Here is an 18210-nt window from a genome sequence, read left to right on the forward strand (position 1 = left end):
ATAGCGTTAAGAGCTGATCGGCAAGGAAAGGAAGTTTGATTATGTGGAAATGGCAAGCTGAAGGCACAGCTAAAGCAGTAGTAGTGTTAATCCATAGTGCATATGAACAGCATATGCGGTATGCGTGGCAAATTGAAAAATGGCGGTCGGTCGGCTTTCATGTGTACACAGGAGATTTACCTGGTCACGGCAAAAATGCCGGAGCTGACAAGGTTCACCGCGAATCGTTTGATGAATATGAACAAGCAGTGATTGAAATGCTGAAACTGGCGTCAGATAATGATTTACCGGTATTTGTCATTGCCCATGGACTAGGTGCTACGGTAGCGATGAATGTGTTGGGGCACCGTAAATATAATGTAGCGGGAGCCATTTTCACGTCTCCTTGGCTACAGTTAAAAAAACTGCCACCAAAAGCACCAAACACTTTTCCAGGTGTTGCTCAATTAACGGGGCGCCGAAAAATGGATCACGGCATCGAATTGCGTCATTTAACGCGAGATCAGTTTTCTTTTAGTCAAGAAACCGAAAGCAATTTGTATCATACGGTTATTACGGCGGGCTGGTATAAAGAATTACAAAGTTATATGAAAGAAACCGCTGCGGCTATTGAAGTATATCCACAAATTCCAACGTGTTTGTATACAGCGGAGCGAGATGTAATCACCGAAAAAGAAGCGGCTCGTCAATGGTTACTAAAACAACAGTTAACTGAGTTTACTTATAAAGAATGGAAATATTGCTACCATGATATTTTTCAAGAACCTGAAAAAGAAGAAGTTTTTCTAGCCGCACAAGGCTTTATCCATACGGTATTGCGTTCGGTTGGTTACTTGATCGAAGAATAAAATGACGTGTTTAGAAAGAAAAGGAGAGAGATCTTATGGCGTTAACGTATAGCGTATTAGACCAATCGCCAATTTCAGAAGGCAGTTCGCCACAGGAAGCATTAAAACATACGGCTATACTTGCAAAATACGCCGAGAAATGGGGCTATACGCGCTTCTGGGTGTCAGAGCATCACGATGCGCCTACTTTGGCTGGCTCTTCTCCTGAACTGTTACTTGCGCATTTAGGAGCCGTCACCTCTACCATTCGGCTCGGTTCAGGTGGCGTGATGTTGCCTCATTACGCGGCATTTAAAGTTGCGGAAAACTTCAAATTGCTTGAAGCTTTGTACCCTGGAAGAATTGATGCAGGAATGGGTCGCGCTCCTGGCGGCATGCCGCGTGCTTCTTATGCCTTAAATGAAGGAAAGAAACGTGACACGAGCCTATTCCCTAAACAACTAGACGAGCTCCGGATGTACTTAACCGATACTATTCCTGAAGATCATCCTTATTACGGCATGAAGGCGACACCAGTGTCACTTAATAATCCGCCTATTTGGATATTAGGATCAAGTAGAAGCTCAGCACTGCTCGCCGCAGAAAAAGGACTTCCTTATTTATTTGCCCATTTTATCAATGGAGAAGGCGGACAATCCTTTACGAAAGAATACCGACAGCATTTTAAACCATATGAAGGCAGTAAACCTTATGTCGGATTTGCGATTTTTGCTGTTTGCCAAGAAACGCAAGAAAAAGCAGAATGGGTAGCGTCTTCTTTGGATTTATCACTGTCAATGGGCGCACAGGGCATGCCTTCACAAGGCACGCCACCACCCGAAAAAGCAGTTGCTTATCCATACTCTAAATTCGAAAAATTACTTGTCGCTGAGAATCGTCGCCGTATGGTAGTGGGCATACCAGAGCACGTTGCAAACCAACTAGAAAAATTAGCTTCTGAATACGAAGCAGATGAAGTTATGCTAGTTTCTGCAGCTTACGATTTTAAAGACAAACTCAAAAGCTATGAATTGATTGCGGAAGAAATGAAGAGACGTATATAAACTGAAGGTGCTTTGTTTCTAGATAAATAATAAGTACAGTTAAAAGGCAACCCACTTCCTATATAGGAAGTGGATTGAGACTGAAAGTACACTTGTATCGTTTTCAAATGCTTACAAACCGCGCTGGTCGCTTTGGGGATGACTCCCGCAAGAAGCCAGGAAAACCACCTGTCTTCTTGCTTCGTCTACCCCGTAGACGCGCCACCGCTAAAGTCTACCCTAATAAGAAAAAAGCGAAAACGATTGAAATTTTCCTACAAAGAACGTTATTAATAAAAGGTGTTGGAACAAATTCTTTCTACTATTTCTTTTCTCCACATCAAAAAACCACTTCCTATATGGGGAGTGGTTTTTTGATGTGAAGATAAAAGATGTAAGATTTAACACGACTAAAAGACTGCTAATTTAAAATGTACTGAATCCTTTTATTCATTTTACAATTATTTAAAGGATTTCAAATAAAAGAGAAGAAAAGAACTTAGGGTAACGAAATACTTTTGAATGGAGGCTGTAGAAGGAGCTGGAATATTTTTCTCAAGACCGTTTCTAAAAAAAATATAGGGGTGGAAAATGGATGAAGAAAATGAATGTGACGAAAACAGCTAACAAGACGATGATTCGCAAAAAAATGATGACTTTAACAATTGCAGGGGCGATGGTGTTGAGCGCATCACCATTTATGTCTCCAGCTGTCGGTGCTGTAGGGAATGGACCAGCTTATGGTGGCAACGAAACCATCAACACCTCAATACTGACAACATATGATGAAATGGCAGATTTTTTACAAACACAAGAAGCCAAACAAAAAAATATGGAACTTGAAGTAATTGGACAAAGTATTAAAGGGCGTGATTTGTACTTAGTAAAGTATGTGACAAATCCTGAAAATCCGACAATTCTTTTTCTGACTCAACAACATGGCAACGAACAATTGACAACAGAAGGCGCACTTGAATTTATCAAACACCTTGGAACAGGCAAGATGAAAGGGGTAACAGATGGCGTCAATATTTTAATCGTTCCAATGCTCAATCCAGATGGCGCAATGGGAGATGTGAATTTTTCATTAGATGATTACATAGCGAAAGGAGATCGGAATCTCACACGCTATAACGCGGACGGCATCGATTTAAACCGTGATCACATTACTAAAATTCAACCTGAAACCAAAGCCTTCCACGAAAATGTGATGAGAAAATATGATATTGATTACATGATTGATTTGCATCATCAAGGTACTCAAAGTGAGCGAGATGGAGAGCTGGTATCCGGTTCTATTTTGTACCCGACAACACCAAACGTTGACCCAGATGTACTTCTTAAATCCAAGCAGCTAGGAGCTGTAGTTTTCGATGCCATCGATTCAAAAGGATGGGGCCATTTAGGCAAGTACAGAGGCGGAAATGCAGAAACAATTAGTCGAAATGGCATTGCAGTAGAATATGGAATTTCTACCCTGTTATTCGAGATGCGCGGCATGTCGGATCATTCTTACGAGTCGTATGTTTTGGGACAAAAGAGCAATGGCTATCTAATCCAACAAACCATCACGACACTCGATGCCACAGTTCGTGCAATTGCGGATGATTCTATTGCAGATGCAGATATCTCGTTCTGGGATACACTTTCTTACCAAGAAAATCGTACATCTGAGTGAGATTCGAATATTTAATGAAAGAATTGCTATATTAACTTTAATGTTAAAAGAATTTAGATGTTAATAGGAATGGGACCAAAAAAGCGTTCGTAAATGTATATGAAAAATGTGGACGTTCGTAAAACGTGTAGACACGTTTACGAACGTCCTTTTTTGTAGTTCTGGTCAGATTTTAGAGCGTTCGTAAAAGTGTACTTTTACGAACGGTTTATTTACGGTTCGTTGTAAAGAAGAAACCAAAGAAATAGTAAATCACATAAGAGGAAAATAATGGTATACTGAATTTATAAGATTAGAAAAAGAATATTCTTAAATTTTACAGAATTAAAGGAGTATACATCATGAAAACTAAACTACAACAGATGACAGAAGAAGAATTCGATAAATATATGGCATATTTAATACCTGATTACGCTAAAGATTTATCGGAAAATTATATGATTCCTTTAGAAAAAGCAATGAATGAATCAAAAGAGTTAATGGACCAATTGCTTCCAAATAAACAAAATTCGGCAGAACAACTAGTTTATAATATTTATTCAACTGACGAAGATAAAACGGTCGGAGTAATCTGGTACAATATCCAATCTGATAGCAATAAAGCTTATATCTATCATATCTTCATCAAAGAAGAGTTTAGGAAGAAGGGATTTGCTACCTTCGTTTTGCAGGAATTAGAAGAAAGCATGAAAAGTGTTGGGGTTATTTCTATGGGATTGAATGTGTTTGGCACTAATCCTAATGCTTATAAGCTTTATAAAAAACTTGGTTATCAAGTGCAGTCAACGGCAATGGGGAAAAGAATTTAAAATAAAAATTTATGAAGTTACCGATTGCTTTATATGTAACGATCAATAAGAGCTAACAAAAATTAAGTGAAATCTTATAAAAATTTAGTTTACATATCATAAGTTATCAGAAGTTAAATCAACTCTTATGACGAGTTTAATAGAAAAGATGTTAAGAGGTTCTGAGATTTGTATTCAGAGAGGAGGAGGGAGGTATGGAACGTTCTCATGCGAAGAAGCGAAAGTTCATCTCGATAGATTTAACAAAAGGCAGAAGGAAATTTGATACCAGTAAAATGGATGAATGGTCACCAGAGGAGTGGGCAGCTTTCGGTGGAACTGAAGAAGATCATCATCTAGAAATACCCTTGTTGAATACAGAGAAATATCGTTTTCTTATAGTCTCTATTTCTATAAATGGAGTCACCAAGGCATTCACGCTTGAAATTCAAATGGAAAACAAGACAGAAAAGGATATTCGTATTGAGGTTGCAACTTTGAAAATTGATGAGGCCCTTTTTGATATATCAAAAACCGAGCCTTTTTTCATCAAAGCGCATGCACAGAAAGAAGGTCAAATTACTGTCATCATCTCCGGAGATTATCTGGAGTTCTTCAAAAATTCGATTTCCTTGAGCTTCGATATTAAAGAGGTAGAGACAGACTATTGGCTCGAGGGATATGAAGTGGTTGTGCAAGTGTATTGATGTTCCGGATTAATTATGAAGTTAACATATGACCAATTATCGGAAGGAAGAAGCGAAAAACTCAGCTTCTTTCTTTTTTTATTTAAGTGCATTTTTACAAACACTTATTCAATTAAGCAATCTTCTTATTCTATAGCATTTTCACTTCACTAAAGCTTGTTGACAAATTTTCAAGCGTCATTTAATCTATATTTACATATTCAAACGAATATAAGAATGTTAGTTGAAGAGTAAAATAAGAAGTAGAAAAGTAATTTTTGTCACAAAAATCTTATGAAGTAGGACTGCTGAAAAGTATTGATCTTATCATTTCTTATGAGGATCAAGTTTTTCTTCCAATGAAAAGCGCTAGATAGGAGCGATAATATGAAAGTTTCAGAAAAAGACACAGAAGCAAAAACAGACTGCTGCTCAGGTCCTTCTTGCTCGAGCACAGAACAGTTGGAGGAGACTTCAGAGAAAACCTCTTCATGCTGCGGAACGGACCAGAGCACTCTCGGTAACGGAGCGGCTAGTGTCGAAGAACAAAAGCCGGTTGGACAAACAATCGATTCCCTCACTTATCAGGTTCAGGGAATGGATTGCCCGTCCTGTGCAGCAACCATCGAGAAAAGCCTCAATGCTATAAAAGGAATTGAAACCGTCAAAGTTAATTATAGTGCTGGAAAAATGACTATTGGTGTCAGTGATTCCTCAGTGGCTGATCAGATTCCGATTCAAGTGAAGAAACTGGGTTTTGAAACAGATGCCGTGGAAAAGAAAACAGATGGCCAGGTTTACCGGGTGGAGGGGATGGACTGCGGCGCTTGTGCAGCGACGATTGAAAAGCACCTCTCCAAAAACTCGGCAGTCCAAAATGTGAAGGTGAATTTTTCTACCGGTAAAATGCAGATACTCCACACAGCGCAGGATAAAGAAATTATTCAGGAAGTAGAGCGAGCCGGTTTCAAGGCCTCGCTGATTTCCAAAGAAAGAAAGATCGAAGAAAAAAACAAGAAAAGAATTACCGCCGCAAGCCTTTCAGGTGTCCTTTTAGCTATTGGTTTCTTTGGCTCTTTTGCTGGACTGCCTGGAACGATGGTTACGGTTCTATATGCTTTGACCATTGTAGTCGGAGGCTATAAGCCTGCGAGAAGTGCTTTCTATGCCGTGAAAAGCAAATCGCTGGATATGAATGTGTTAATGGTTTCGGCAGCGATTGGGGCAGCACTAATCGGAGAGTGGTTCGAAGGCGCAACAGTTGTTTGGCTATTTGCTTTAGGGAATGCTTTGCAAAACCGTTCGATTGAACGTACAAGAGAATCGATTCGGGGTTTAATCAACCTGGCGCCTTCTGAAGCACTCGTAAAAATGGGCAATCAACTGACTCTAAAACCGGTGGAAGCAGTAGTGGTGGGTGATGTCATCGTGATCAAGCCGGGTGAGAAGATTCCGCTGGATGGAGAAATCATTTCTGGCACATCCAGTGTCAATCAAGCACCGATCACCGGTGAATCGATGCCGGTCGATAAAGAACAAAGCGACCCGGTCTATGCCGGAACGATCAATGAGAGTGGTTCTTTAGAAGTTCGGGTAACCAAACTGGTGGAAGATACCACGATTGCCAAAATCATTCACCTCGTGGAAGAAGCGCAAGAACAGAAAGCACCTACACAAACCTTTGTCGATCGTTTTGCGCGGGTTTATACGCCAATCGTTTTTGCACTCGCATTGCTCGTCATGGTGGCGCCTCCTCTTGCGGGTTTCGGCACTTGGGAAGAATGGCTTTATAAAGGACTCACTTTATTGGTGGTAGCTTGTCCTTGCGCATTGGTCATTTCGACTCCTGTGGCTATTGTGTCAGCCATCGGAAATGCCGCTAAAAATGGCGTCTTGATTAAGGGAGGAACTTTCCTGGAGAAAGCAGGTGCCATAAACGCAATCGCTTTTGACAAGACCGGCACATTGACTGAAGGAAAGCCGAAAGTATCGGATATCACAGCAGTGGCAGGCAACGAGGCCGAACTGATCAGCATTGCGCGCACCATTGAAGAACATTCTGTTCATCCGATTGCTAAAGCCATTATTTCGTATGCTATTGAACAAAATATTTCTGTAAAACCCGGTGAGGCATTCAAAGCCATCCCCGGGAAAGGTGCACAGGCCACCATTGACGGAGTTGAATATTTCGCCGGCAACCCGAAGCTATACAAGGAAATGAACGTTTCCCTGTCTTCTGTAGAAGGGCGTATTCAGACTTTACAAAACGAAGGACATACCATCATTGTAATCGGGACGCGAACCGAAATTTTAGGGATGATTGGCGTAGCGGATCCGATCCGAGACATTACGGTTACAGCCATTCAGAAACTGAAAGATGTGGGCATGGAAGAAATGGTCATGCTGACGGGTGACAATGTGGGGACTGCGAAGAAAATCGGAGATCAAACCGGTGTGGACCGCTATTTTGCTGAATTATTGCCTGAAGACAAAGTGACGGCCGTGAAAAAGCTGCAGCAAGAAGGCAGAAAGGTCGCAATGATTGGCGACGGGATCAATGACGCACCGGCACTGGCCACAGCAGACCTCGGAATTGCTATGGGTGGTGCCGGAACGGACACCGCCATGGAGACGGCTGATATTGTCTTGATGGCCGACAATTTGGAAAAGCTTCCGCATACCATTAAGTTAAGCAGAAAAGCGTTGACCATCATCAAACAAAATGTCTGGTTTTCTCTTCTGACGAAAGTCGCGGCCTTGCTCTTGATTTTCCCGGGGCTTTTAACATTATGGATGGCTGTCTTGGCCGATACCGGAGCTGCCTTGTTAGTTATACTCAATAGCATGAGGCTGCTTAGACAAAAATAATGATTGAGCCGTTCGATATACAGTTGTTGCCCATAAGAAAACCGGCCAGGCACAAACAAGCGCAAACTTGGCTGTATACTGGAATTTCAACTGGCAAGACAAACAGCAAAAAAAGCCTTTCGAGTTGAGAAAAGGCTTTTTTGCTGTAGGAGAGAGCTTGTGTACGACAATGAATTAGATTACTGTCTCCATATTATGTTCAGCTGCTAGTTGAATCAAACTGCGGATGTGATTATCCGGCAACGAATAAAAGACCAATTTGCCTCTTTTATCGTATTTAACCAACCCCATATTTCGCAGATAACGCAAATGATGAGAAGCCGTAGCTGTAGTGGTATTTAAAATATTGGCGACATCGCATACACAAAGCTCTTCTTCCAGGCTTAGCGCATACGCAACCTTTAAGCGGGTGGCATCGGACAATGCTTTAAAAACCAATTCTACACCGTTAACCTTGTCGATCTGTGGCTGGACTCTTTCCACCACTTCCTCATCATAGCAAAATGTTTGACAAGTATCGGTTTTCTTGGCAGGTTCAATGTTCATCATGGTTTTCCCCCCTTTTATGGATTGTTGGTTATGACTAGTGTAGAGAGGATTCAAAAAGTTGTCAATTACAATAGTCAAATGAGTATTTTAATGAGTTTTTTGGCTGTTAGAATAAAAAGAGGATCTACAAGAAAAACTAATTTACTCTTAAATACATTTTTTTCAAACGAATGGAAATTTTGATTTAGTACGATTCAACGAGCCATTCTACTAGAACACGGTTTCTGAAGACGCTGTTTTTATTTAATAGTAGATAAATATATTTAGTGAGAGGTGCTGAGATGTTTCAAGTAATTGCTACATCAACTATTTTATACTTGGCAACGGCGGTAGACCTGATCGCCATTCTGCTCATCTTTTTTGCGAGAGCTGAAACGAGTAAGCAGGTCAAAAATATCTATATCGGCCAATATATAGGATCCTTGACCTTAATCGGCGTCAGTTTGTTTTTGGCTTATGTACTAAACTTTGTGCCCGAGAAATGGATATTAGGACTGCTGGGGCTAATTCCGATTTACTTCGGGGGAAAGGTGGCGATAAGCGGTGATGATGATGAGGAATATGTGGAAGGTCGGCTAAATAAACACGGGTTCAGCAAATTAGTGAAAACGGTGGCACTGGTAACCATAGGCAGTTGCGGTGCGGATAATATTGGTTTGTTCGTTCCTTATTTTCTGACACTGGATATGGGTGAACTGATGATTACGTTAATCGTGTTTCTGGTTCTAATTTATTTCATAGCGTTCACTGCACAAAAAATTGTGCACATTCCTGGTATTGGGGAAGTCATTGAAAAATACAGCAGATGGATTATGGCCATCATTTATATTGGTTTAGGTTCGTTTATCATTTACGAAAACAATACCATCCAGAAAATCATCTCCTTTTTCTAATCAAGCAGGAAAGCGGACAGCCATTAACCAGTGTAACTGGCGAGTGGCAGGCTGATTCGAGTCAGTGGTATTGGAACGCTGGCAAACCATTGAGAGTTTAAAAAATATACAGAAAAGAGGACAATCATGAACCAAAAGAAGAAAAATAAGTCATCCGGCATGAAATTAGCAGTTCTCCTGACAACGTTGGCAGTTTTGATCATAGCCGCAATCGTGATTTTGACAAATCAACAGAGAATCCAATCGGTGGAAACGACGCAAGTTGATGTCAGCGGACAACCGATATTTGGAGAAGAGGAAGCTCCTGTAACAGTCGTTGAATTCGGTGATTTTAAATGCCCATCCTGCAAGGCGTGGGGAGAAATGATTTACCCCCAATTAGTTGAAGACTATATCGATTCCGAGGATGTGAAGTTCTCTTATATCAATGTCCTCTTCCATGGCGAGGAATCAGTTTTGGCTTCAATAGCAGCAGAATCTGTGTATCAGCAAAGTCCAGACGCCTATTGGGATTTCCATAAAGCATTGTTTGACGAACAGCCGACGCAGAATCACGATGCACTTTGGGTCACTCCGAAAAAAATATTGGAAGTGGCATCCGTGTTTCCATCTATTGACCAAGGAAAGCTAGAGGGGGATATAGAACAACAAGCGACAATGGATCAGGTAGAAATCGATGAAGCATTGGTGGAAGAAGCTGAAGTGGCGCAAACGCCAACTATCGTGGTCAATGGCACGCAATTGGAAGACCCGTTTGATTATGACGCGATTAAGGCGTTGATTGATAAAGAGTTAGCAGGTGAGAATTGATGGAAGAGAGGAAGAACGACGCCGATAAAAGTGGGCTTTTGTTGTATGGCGCATGGTTTGTATCGTTAATCGCCACGTTAGGCAGTCTGTATTTTAGCGAAATAAGAGGGTTTATTCCTTGTGACCTTTGCTGGATCCAACAGATTTTTATGTATCCGCTGGTCTTGGTTTTGGGAATTGCGACATTTCGAAATGACGTAAAGGCAGCGATCTATGTCTTGCCCTTATCCCTGATAGGAGGAACGATTTCTATTCTCCACTACCTGCAACAGGAGGGATCAAACCTTGTGTCAGTGGCGTTCCCTGCAGTTCCGAGTATATAAACTGGGTGGGGTTTGTAACGATTCTTTTTTTAGCGCTTGTTGCTTTTGTCTTGATTTCAGCGACAATGATCGTTTTGATAATCAAAAACAAAAATGAGTGATTGGTTATTGTTAAGCTGAATTCAATTGGTGAACAATAAAAATACGGATTGAATTTTTTGTTTTTAATTCAGATAGAAAAGGGAAGGAAACCAGCTAAATAATATCGGACTTGGATTCCCATCTAAGGTGATTTAGTAGCAAGTACCAATTGAGTTGTAGACATATTTCTGTTTAACATACGACCCGTCATTGGAATGAAGTACCAATTATTTAGCGAGCTATATGATAATGTTATAGTGTTCCTAGTCTGTTAAAATGTATTTTATAAAAAGGGAGGCTTTGTATGGAAGTCATATATATTGCGGGTGGATGTTTATGGGGAGTACAAGCGTTTATTAAAACCTTGCCTGGGGTAAAGGCGACAGAAGCAGGACGAGCAAATGGAACGAGTCATACACTTGATGGGGACTATGATGGCTACGCGGAATGTGTGAAAACAGAGTTTGACCCAGAAATGTTGACGATTCGAGACTTGATGTCGTATGTATTTGAAATCATTGATCCTTATAGTTTAAATCGACAAGGGCAAGATGTTGGGGAAAAATACAGAACAGGCATGTATAGTGAAAATCCAAAGCATTTAGAAGAGGTACAAACATTTATTCGTGAGAGAAGCGATAGTGAACGTATCGTTGTTGAAGTGCTGCCACTTTTGAATTATGTGAAAAGTGCGGAAGAACATCAAGACCGACTAACGAGATGTCCCGATGATTATTGTCATATCCCAGAAGAATTGTTAAGTAAATATAAATAGGTAATGTATGTTATTACCGAAAGAGAAGCTCCAGTGCGGGCTTCTATTTTTGTGACTAAAAACGAAAGTAAAGGACGCTTTACATTTTATTTGAAGTAAAGTATGCTTTACGTAAAGCAAGCTTTACACGGAGGGATAGAATATGGAGCATCGAATCAAAGAGCTAAGAACATCTTTCGGGTATACGCAAGAGCAGCTATCTGAGAAATTAGGTGTTTCGAGGCAAACAATCATTTCAATCGAGAATGGACGCTATAAACCGTCATTGGAATTAGCGTATAAAATCGCTACTTTATTTCAACTTCGTATTGAAGATGTGTTCATATTTGAGAAAGGGAGTGAATAAGCATGGAAACAAACCAACTATTAGGTCTATTGGGATTATTGCTCGGAGCAACGGGAGGACTGTTCGGACTGTGGTGGGGACGGAAGAAAGCTGCAGAAAACAGAGGACTCGATGAGCGGTACGCAAGTATCACTACGAAAGCTTTAGCAAATGCTTGGAAGATCACATTGGTAGCCTTGTATATTCAGTTCGTCTTTGTGATTTTTGGAATGGAGTTAGCAGCTATTGAAGTAGTAGGCACTCTGCTGATTATTCATTTAGCTGGTTGGGCAATTTCTACGGTGTATTATAATTTCAAACTTTAAATGGACTGAATAGTAATCCAATAATCTATGTAAAGAAGAGCTACACCCTAGTAGCTCTTTTTTTGTTTAGTTGTTTCTATAGGTGAAAAATGAATATACAGCAACAAATTAAGTTATTATAATTAAATTTCAATCCTTGTCAGTTTAAAATCTCAACATTCCAAAGATTTTAACTTCTAATATATTACAAAAATATTTCGCAATTAGAATAAATTGAAATACTGCTGTAACAGAATAAAGATTCCGACCTGTTATACTGAGCATGTTGCATTAAAATAGATGCTTTTATGTTATGTCAATTGAACATTTAACTTACACATAGATGAAACAATCGTAATTATTGAAAGGGGATAAAACACGTGATATCAAAATGGTTAGTAACTAGTTTATCCTCTGTTTTAGCTTTATCAATATTGATACCGACAGCTAACGCAGATACATTAAATGAATTAGAGCAGAAACAACAAGAAACAGAGCAACAAAAAAGTGAATTAACTTCTGATATTAGTGAAAAAGCAGGACAAATCAATCAAAACGTATCAAAGTTAGACCAATTAACAGCGAAAATCGAAGAATTGAACACACAAATAACCGATACAGAAACAAAAATCAGTGATGTTCAAGCGAAAATCGATAAAACTAAAGTAGAAATTGATGAGCTGAAAAAGTCAATTGAAGAACTTGAACAAAAAATAGAAGAACGTGAAGGGTTATTAAAAGAGCGAGCTCGTGCAATCCAGTTAAGTGGCGGTTCTGTAGATTACATAGATGTCTTACTTGGCGCAAACAGTTTTATTGATTTTATTGATCGTTTTTCTGCGGTGAATACGTTAATCGAAGCAGACAGAGAAATCATGCGGGAACAAGCGGCAGATAAAAAACTGCTAGCTGAACAAAAAGAACAAGTAGAATCCAAGTTAGCTGAACAAGAATCCCGACGTTTAGAATTGGTTGGGTTAAAAGCTTCGTTAAGCAGTAAAAAAGCAGAACAAGCTCAAGCTGTTCAAAACTTAGAAAAAGAACAAAAACGACTGGCAGCTGAAAAAAACGAGTTAGAATTTGAACATGCCGAAGCTCTTGAAGTTAGTGCAGAGTTGGAAAAACAAATCATGAACGAACAAGCACGTTTAGCAGAAATTGCTAGAAAAGAAGAAGAAGAACGCCAGCGAAAAATTGCTGCTGAAAAAGCTGCAGAAGAGGCTCGTCTACAAGCAGAAGCAGAAGCGGCTGCAGCTGCTAAAGCCGCAGCAGAAGAAAAAGCTCGTGCACAAGCAGAGGCAGAAGCACAGGCTCAAGCTAAAAGTAGTGCCAAAGCGGAATCAGTAAGCAAGCCGAAAGCACCAGCACCTGCTGTGACTCCACCCGTAAAAGTAGAAGTTGCGCCACCAGCACCTAGTGCGATGTTTATTTGGCCTGCTTCTGGACGACATTCTTCAGGTTTTGGTGGACGTGATATTGGTGACGGTGCCGAATCACATCTGGGACAAGACATTGCCAATGTAACGGGTACACCAATCTCTGCGGCGGCAACTGGTTATGTTTCCTATGCCGGTAACATGGGTGGTTATGGTAACGTAGTAATTTTAACGCACTCCATTAATGGCCAAACGTATGCGACTGTTTATGCGCATATGAGTGCTATCAATGTTTCATCTGGACAGGCCGTTTCACAAGGTCAAAACGTTGGACTCGTTGGCAGTACAGGACGATCTACCGGGCCGCATCTTCATTTTGAAATCCATGTTGGTCCGTGGAATGGTGCTCGCTCAAATGCAGTGAATCCAATGAATTTCTTCTAAAATAGTTACAAAAGGAAAGATTTAACCCGACCCGAAGCACTTTAAAAGTGCGCCGGTTCGGGTTTTTTTATATTTCTATTAGATGAATTTGTTTATTTCCGATTAATCCGACTGGCTTTGGGTATAGAAGTAAAAGGCTGTAAAGCAAATTAATAAATTGTTTGCAGAGTCAACAAAAGGAGGATGTGGCGTGGAGAATTCAATCAAAGCTTTTGTGTTCGATGTTTACGGAACCTTGTTCGACGTTACGGCGATAAAAAAAGAATGCGAAGAATTATATCCCGGATATGGCGAGAAAATCAGTCAGACATGGAGATCCAAGCAAGTGGAATATTTCATGTTGCGCCAGCTGATGGGCAATTATGACACGCTTTATGCCATTACACATGATGCATTAAAATATGCACTAAATGAAAATGACTTGCAGACAAGTAAAGAAAACGAGCAAAAGTTATTGGATGCCTATCTGCATTTACCGCTTTACTCAGAATCGAAAGAAGTTCTTACGCAGTTAAAGGATAAAAACTTAGTAGTTTTTTCAAATGGCTCTCACGATATGCTGGATCCATTAGTTAAAAATGCTGGATTAGAAGAGTTGTTTGATCAAGTGCTGAGTATTGACGACGTGAAGCAATTTAAACCAACACCAGCATCTTATCAATATGCATTAAAACAACTTGGAATCGAAAGCCATGAAGTTCTTTTCATGTCGTCTAACGGCTGGGATGTTTCAGGTGCAAAAAGTTTCGGCTTCCAAACAGCTTGGATCAACCGAAAAGGAATGCCAGTTGAAGAACTCGATCTAGAGCCGGACTATATATTTGATGATTTAAATGGATTATTAAAGTGGAAATAAAGTTAAATTGATTGCGTTTTAAAAATAAGGAGGAAACTAACTATGACAACATTACAACTTGGTGATAAAGCACCACAATTTGAATTACCATTAGCAGAAGGCGGTACTTATTCTCTTGAACAAGATTTGACGGATCGTCCAGGTTGGAGATTTTTGGTCTTTTTCAGAGGATCATGGTGCCCAGTATGTAACCAAGATTTAAAAGAAATTGAAGAAAGCCTTTCTTATTTTGAAGGAAAAGGCGTTTATTTTACTGCTCTATCAACAGATAGCCAAGAAAATTCGTTAGGGATGAAAAATGAGCATAGCCTAAGCTTTCCGCTCCTGTCTGACCTTACAACAGATTTATTAGACCAGTATGGTGCTTATTACCACGGAGAAGATGCACCATATGAAGATCATGGAATTCACGGGGAAGCTGCTCATTATTTGCTTGATGAAAAAGGGAATATTCTTTATCAACAGCAACAAACGAGCCCTTATGGACGTCCAAGCGCAACAGAACTTCGCAAAGTTGTGCAGTATATTAAAAAGAATTTAAAGTGATATAAATCACTCCAGAAGACCTTGCCTATTGATGGAGCAAGGTCTCTTTTGTGTGGTAGCCATAAAGTGGTAAAACGTGCAAATTGCCCAGTGTTAATTGTAAAATAATAGAACGGATAACAAGAGCGCAAATGGGCTCTTTTTTCATTGAAGGAGGACTGTCATGAAGCGTACGAAAGAAAATTGGGTTAATGGGAACGGGGTTATCCATACGCCATTTTATTACGGCTGGGTCATTGTCATTCTCGCGGGATTGTCTCACTTTTTTTCTGGACCTGGACAAACCTATTCAAACGCCATTTTTATAGATTATTACATAGAAGAATTTGGTTGGAGCCGCTCGACCGTGTCCGGTATTTATTCTTCAGCAACACTTCTTGCAGGATTTTTATTGTTTATCATCGGTCGAATGATTGATAAAGTCGGTGCACGAAAAATGGCGATTGCGGTATCTTTAATTTTAGCAGCAGCCAGTATATTTAATAGTTTCGTAGTCAATTGGGTAATGTTGTTTATGGGCTTTTTCGCTATACGGCTGTTTGGACAAGGCTCGATGACGCTCGTTCCAAATGCGTTAGTGCCACAATGGTTTATCCAAAAACGAGGTCGGGCACTTGGGTTAGCAGCGTTAGGTGGGATGATTGGATCGGCTGCATTTCCATTGATCAATGTTTGGCTAATTGAAGCATATGGCTGGCGGACGACTTGGCAAATTCTTGGCGCATCAATCCTGGTTATTTTTACGCCATTGGCCTATTTCTTTATCCGCAATCGGCCAGAAGATATTGGCTTACTGCCGGATAATGGACCTTCAGCAAGAAAAGAGGATCCGCAAAAGCCTCTATCTTCAGATATTAGTTGGACGGTAAAAGAAGCGAAAAAGACTCGCTCTTTTTGGCTCCTTTTGTTTTGTGTAGTGGTTCCTGCTTTGGTTAATACGGGAATGACTTTCCATTTGGTGTCTATTTTTTCGATTCAGTCATTAGCACCTGAAACAGCTGCGACTGTCTTGAGTTTGATGGCAATTATCGGTTTTCCGGTAACGTTTCTAGCAGGCTATCTGCTTGATAAAATACGCGTGCAGTGGATGTTAGCTTTTGTTTTTGTTGGGGAAATTGCCTCGATTTTCTTATTGAAGGAAGCAGACCTGTTTTCCGGCGCAATTCTGTTTGCGGTTGTATGGGGCTTTATGTTGGGAATTGAACGAGTAACTTTGAGTGTCATATGGCCGAATTATTTTGGTCGACAATACCTTGGTAGCATTACCGGTATTTCAATGGCCTTTATGGTCGTTGGTTCTGCTCTCGGGCCGTTACCGTTTGGCTTGTTTTACGATTTCTTTGGTGGCTATAAAGAAGTGTTATGGGTTATTATGATTTTCCCACTCCTTGGTATTGTGGCGGCGTTACTAGCAAATCCGCCGGAAAAAAAGGAAATAGAAAACTAAGCTAAAAAAGCAGAAAAGAGCACATGCTCTTTTCTGCTTTTTTTAATTGCTTGCATGTTTTTTTTCAATGGCTAATAAAAAAGGGGGGGAATGTTGCTGGTTGATAAATTCGTATTTCAGCACATCAAACGTTTTTTGTGGGAGCGAGGAAACGAATTCCATAACGGCATCACGTTCTTCGCTGCCACCTTCGTGTCCACTGTATACGACCACTAACAAAACGCCTTTTATTTTCAAAAGATCTAAACATTGTTCGAGAGCAGAAAGTGTACTTTTTGCTTTCGTAATAATAGAGTGATCACCTTTTGGCAAATAGCCAAGATTGAAAACAGCAGCTGCAATGGGTTCTGTTACATAATCTTTTATTTTGGCGTGACTGTCGTGAATTAGCTCGATATGGTCAAATTCTTGGACTCGCTCTCGCGTTGCATGTATTGCTTCTGCTTGAATATCAAAAGCGAAAACTTTTCCGTTTGCTCCAGTTAAACTTGCGAGGAAGTGTGTATCATGGCCGTTGCCAGCAGTGCCGTCAATGACCACGTCTCCAGAAGTGACGGCTTGTTCAAGCAATGATTTTGTAAAAGGCAATACGCGTTGTATCGTCATGAAGTCACACTCCCTGTAGCCCGTCTCCCTTGCCAGCTTTCGCGGCGTGCGAGTTCTGCATCAATGCCGTTTAAGACATCCCATTTGTTGGCGCTCCACATCGGCCCAATCATTAAATCTATCGGGCCGTCGCCTGTGATGCGTTGAACAACCATTTCAGGTGGCAGCACTTCAAGTTGGTCGGCGACTAAGTTAATGTATTCTTGCTTTTCAAGAAACTCGACCATGCCTTTTTCGTATTGCTTGACCATTGGTGTGCCTTTTAATAAATGCAACAAGTGAATTTTAATGCCTTGTACATCGAGTTTTGCTACTTCACACGCGGTTTCCATCATCATGTCTCGGTCTTCTAGTGGTAAGCCGTTGATGATGTGTGTACATACGCGAATGCCGCGCTTGCGTAATTTGGTCACACCTTCTACATAAGCATCGAAATCATGCGCACGGTTGACTAAAAGGGCCGTTCGCTCATGAACCGTTTGCAATCCAAGTTCGACCCATAAATACGTCCGTTCGTTTAGTTCGGCCAAATAATCCACAACGTCATCAGGCAAACAGTCCGGACGCGTTGCGATGCTCAAACCGATAACATTTTCTTGTTCAAGAGCCGCTTCAAACTTTTCTTTAATCACGGGTAACGGCGCATGTGTATTGGTATAAGCTTGAAAGTACGCCATGTATTTGGCATCTTTCCATTTGCGATGCATTTTTTCTTTAATTTGATCAAACTGTTCAGAAATAGAGTCAACTCGGTCTCCAGCAAAATCACCAGATCCTGCAACGCTGCAAAACGTACAGCCCCCGTGTGCGACTGTGCCGTCCCGGTTTGGGCAATCAAACCCGGCATCTAAAGCGATTTTCATGACCTTAAAACCAAAATGATCGCGCAAATGGCGATTCCATGTATAATAACGTTTTCCATCAGATGAAAAAGGAAACTCTTTACTCAATCGAAACAACTCCTCAAAAGCCATTGTAGCATGA

18 protein-coding genes and 1 pseudogene are annotated in these 18210 nt (G+C 40.6%); 16 read left to right on the forward strand and 3 right to left on the reverse strand.

From position 1 onward, the window contains the following. Positions 1-41: 41 nt before the first annotated feature. The 6 genes from GPDM_RS03435 to GPDM_RS03460 all read left to right on the forward strand — a co-directional run bounded on the left by GPDM_RS03435 (position 42) and on the right by GPDM_RS03460 (position 7890). A complete protein-coding gene (locus tag GPDM_RS03435) occupies positions 42-848 on the forward strand; it encodes an alpha/beta hydrolase (RefSeq protein WP_008428973.1) in 807 nt (268 codons plus the stop codon). A 35-nt stretch (positions 849-883) separates the two neighbouring features. Beyond that, the gene (locus GPDM_RS03440; RefSeq protein ID WP_008428974.1) at positions 884-1891 is read left to right on the forward strand and encodes an LLM class flavin-dependent oxidoreductase; all 1008 of its coding nucleotides are present in this window, start codon (positions 884-886) and stop codon (positions 1889-1891) included. A 574-nt stretch (positions 1892-2465) separates the two neighbouring features. Next, a complete protein-coding gene (locus GPDM_RS03445; protein WP_008428976.1) occupies positions 2466-3548 on the forward strand; it encodes a M14 family zinc carboxypeptidase in 1083 nt (360 codons plus the stop codon). A 341-nt stretch (positions 3549-3889) separates the two neighbouring features. Next, positions 3890-4357: a GNAT family N-acetyltransferase gene (locus GPDM_RS03450; RefSeq protein ID WP_008428978.1), complete on the forward strand. Its 468-nt coding sequence runs from the start codon at positions 3890-3892 to the stop codon at positions 4355-4357. Positions 4358-4551: 194 nt separating this feature from the next. Further along, positions 4552-5043, forward strand: coding sequence for a hypothetical protein (locus tag GPDM_RS03455; RefSeq protein WP_008428980.1), 492 nt, complete (start codon positions 4552-4554; stop codon positions 5041-5043). Between the two features lie 366 nt (positions 5044-5409). Continuing rightward, on the forward strand, positions 5410-7890 hold the full coding sequence (locus tag GPDM_RS03460; RefSeq protein ID WP_008428981.1) for a heavy metal translocating P-type ATPase: 2481 nt from the start codon (positions 5410-5412) through the stop codon (positions 7888-7890). A gap of 174 nt (positions 7891-8064) precedes the next feature. Here the strand turns inward: GPDM_RS03460 and GPDM_RS03465 are convergent, their stop codons facing one another. Next, complete coding sequence (locus GPDM_RS03465) at positions 8065-8439, reverse strand: ArsR/SmtB family transcription factor (RefSeq protein ID WP_008428983.1); 375 nt, start codon at positions 8437-8439, stop codon at positions 8065-8067. Positions 8440-8720: 281 nt separating this feature from the next. Between GPDM_RS03465 and GPDM_RS03470 the strand changes: the two genes are divergently transcribed. From GPDM_RS03470 to GPDM_RS03515, 10 genes and pseudogenes are all read left to right on the forward strand, one after another. Next, positions 8721-9332 carry a CadD family cadmium resistance transporter gene (locus GPDM_RS03470; protein WP_008428985.1) on the forward strand — a complete coding sequence of 204 codons (612 nt, stop codon included), beginning with the start codon at positions 8721-8723 and terminating at the stop codon, positions 9330-9332. Positions 9333-9458: 126 nt separating this feature from the next. Then, a complete protein-coding gene (locus GPDM_RS03475; RefSeq protein WP_008428988.1) occupies positions 9459-10142 on the forward strand; it encodes a DsbA family protein in 684 nt (227 codons plus the stop codon). Then, positions 10142-10566 (forward strand): annotated as a pseudogene (locus tag GPDM_RS03480) (disulfide oxidoreductase). The gene GPDM_RS03475 and the pseudogene GPDM_RS03480 overlap by 1 nt, the downstream one beginning before the upstream one ends. A gap of 284 nt (positions 10567-10850) precedes the next feature. Further along, positions 10851-11321: a peptide-methionine (S)-S-oxide reductase gene (locus GPDM_RS03485; protein ID WP_008428993.1), complete on the forward strand. Its 471-nt coding sequence runs from the start codon at positions 10851-10853 to the stop codon at positions 11319-11321. A 142-nt stretch (positions 11322-11463) separates the two neighbouring features. After that, positions 11464-11667 (forward strand): helix-turn-helix transcriptional regulator, encoded by a 204-nt coding sequence (locus GPDM_RS03490; RefSeq protein WP_008428995.1) that lies wholly within the window; start codon positions 11464-11466, stop codon positions 11665-11667. Positions 11668-11669: 2 nt separating this feature from the next. Then, the gene (locus tag GPDM_RS03495) at positions 11670-11972 is read left to right on the forward strand and encodes a hypothetical protein (RefSeq protein ID WP_008428997.1); all 303 of its coding nucleotides are present in this window, start codon (positions 11670-11672) and stop codon (positions 11970-11972) included. A gap of 359 nt (positions 11973-12331) precedes the next feature. Beyond that, positions 12332-13771, forward strand: coding sequence for a murein hydrolase activator EnvC family protein (locus GPDM_RS03500; protein ID WP_008429000.1), 1440 nt, complete (start codon positions 12332-12334; stop codon positions 13769-13771). Between the two features lie 190 nt (positions 13772-13961). Next, positions 13962-14627: a haloacid dehalogenase type II gene (locus GPDM_RS03505; protein ID WP_008429003.1), complete on the forward strand. Its 666-nt coding sequence runs from the start codon at positions 13962-13964 to the stop codon at positions 14625-14627. A 42-nt stretch (positions 14628-14669) separates the two neighbouring features. Continuing rightward, positions 14670-15173 (forward strand): redoxin domain-containing protein, encoded by a 504-nt coding sequence (locus tag GPDM_RS03510; RefSeq protein ID WP_008429005.1) that lies wholly within the window; start codon positions 14670-14672, stop codon positions 15171-15173. A 163-nt stretch (positions 15174-15336) separates the two neighbouring features. Further along, entirely contained in the window at positions 15337-16620 is a 1284-nt protein-coding gene (locus GPDM_RS03515) for an MFS transporter (RefSeq protein WP_008429007.1), read from the forward strand. Positions 16621-16662: 42 nt separating this feature from the next. Here the strand turns inward: GPDM_RS03515 and mnmM are convergent, their stop codons facing one another. Further along, positions 16663-17226, reverse strand: coding sequence for a tRNA 5-(aminomethyl)-2-thiouridylate-methyltransferase MnmM (gene mnmM, locus GPDM_RS03520; RefSeq protein ID WP_008429010.1), 564 nt, complete (start codon positions 17224-17226; stop codon positions 16663-16665). Continuing rightward, positions 17223-18176, reverse strand: a complete 954-nt coding sequence (mnmL, locus tag GPDM_RS03525; RefSeq protein ID WP_008429011.1) for a tRNA modification radical SAM protein MnmL/YtqA — start codon at positions 18174-18176, stop codon at positions 17223-17225. The genes mnmM and mnmL overlap by 4 nt, the downstream gene beginning before the upstream one ends. Between the last annotated feature and the right edge of the window lie 34 nt (positions 18177-18210).

The organism is Planococcus donghaensis MPA1U2 (assembly GCF_000189395.1).
Taxonomy (GTDB): Bacteria; Bacillota; Bacilli; order Bacillales_A; family Planococcaceae; genus Planococcus; species Planococcus donghaensis_B.

Bases quoted from the DNA above. Each gene is read 5' to 3' on its own strand.
- GPDM_RS03435 (WP_008428973.1), top strand. From the start codon at position 42: ATGTGGAAATGGCAAGCTGAAGGCACAGCTAAAGCAGTAGTAGTGTTA.
- GPDM_RS03440 (WP_008428974.1), top strand. From the start codon at position 884: ATGGCGTTAACGTATAGCGTATTAGACCAATCGCCAATTTCAGAAGGC.
- GPDM_RS03445 (WP_008428976.1), top strand. From the start codon at position 2,466: ATGAAGAAAATGAATGTGACGAAAACAGCTAACAAGACGATGATTCGC.
- GPDM_RS03450 (WP_008428978.1), top strand. From the start codon at position 3,890: ATGAAAACTAAACTACAACAGATGACAGAAGAAGAATTCGATAAATAT.
- GPDM_RS03455 (WP_008428980.1), top strand. From the start codon at position 4,552: ATGGAACGTTCTCATGCGAAGAAGCGAAAGTTCATCTCGATAGATTTA.
- GPDM_RS03460 (WP_008428981.1), top strand. From the start codon at position 5,410: ATGAAAGTTTCAGAAAAAGACACAGAAGCAAAAACAGACTGCTGCTCA.
- GPDM_RS03465 (WP_008428983.1), bottom strand. From the start codon at position 8,439: ATGATGAACATTGAACCTGCCAAGAAAACCGATACTTGTCAAACATTT.
- GPDM_RS03470 (WP_008428985.1), top strand. From the start codon at position 8,721: ATGTTTCAAGTAATTGCTACATCAACTATTTTATACTTGGCAACGGCG.
- GPDM_RS03475 (WP_008428988.1), top strand. From the start codon at position 9,459: ATGAACCAAAAGAAGAAAAATAAGTCATCCGGCATGAAATTAGCAGTT.
- GPDM_RS03485 (WP_008428993.1), top strand. From the start codon at position 10,851: ATGGAAGTCATATATATTGCGGGTGGATGTTTATGGGGAGTACAAGCG.
- GPDM_RS03490 (WP_008428995.1), top strand. From the start codon at position 11,464: ATGGAGCATCGAATCAAAGAGCTAAGAACATCTTTCGGGTATACGCAA.
- GPDM_RS03495 (WP_008428997.1), top strand. From the start codon at position 11,670: ATGGAAACAAACCAACTATTAGGTCTATTGGGATTATTGCTCGGAGCA.
- GPDM_RS03510 (WP_008429005.1), top strand. From the start codon at position 14,670: ATGACAACATTACAACTTGGTGATAAAGCACCACAATTTGAATTACCA.
- GPDM_RS03515 (WP_008429007.1), top strand. From the start codon at position 15,337: ATGAAGCGTACGAAAGAAAATTGGGTTAATGGGAACGGGGTTATCCAT.
- mnmM (WP_008429010.1), bottom strand. From the start codon at position 17,226: ATGACGATACAACGCGTATTGCCTTTTACAAAATCATTGCTTGAACAA.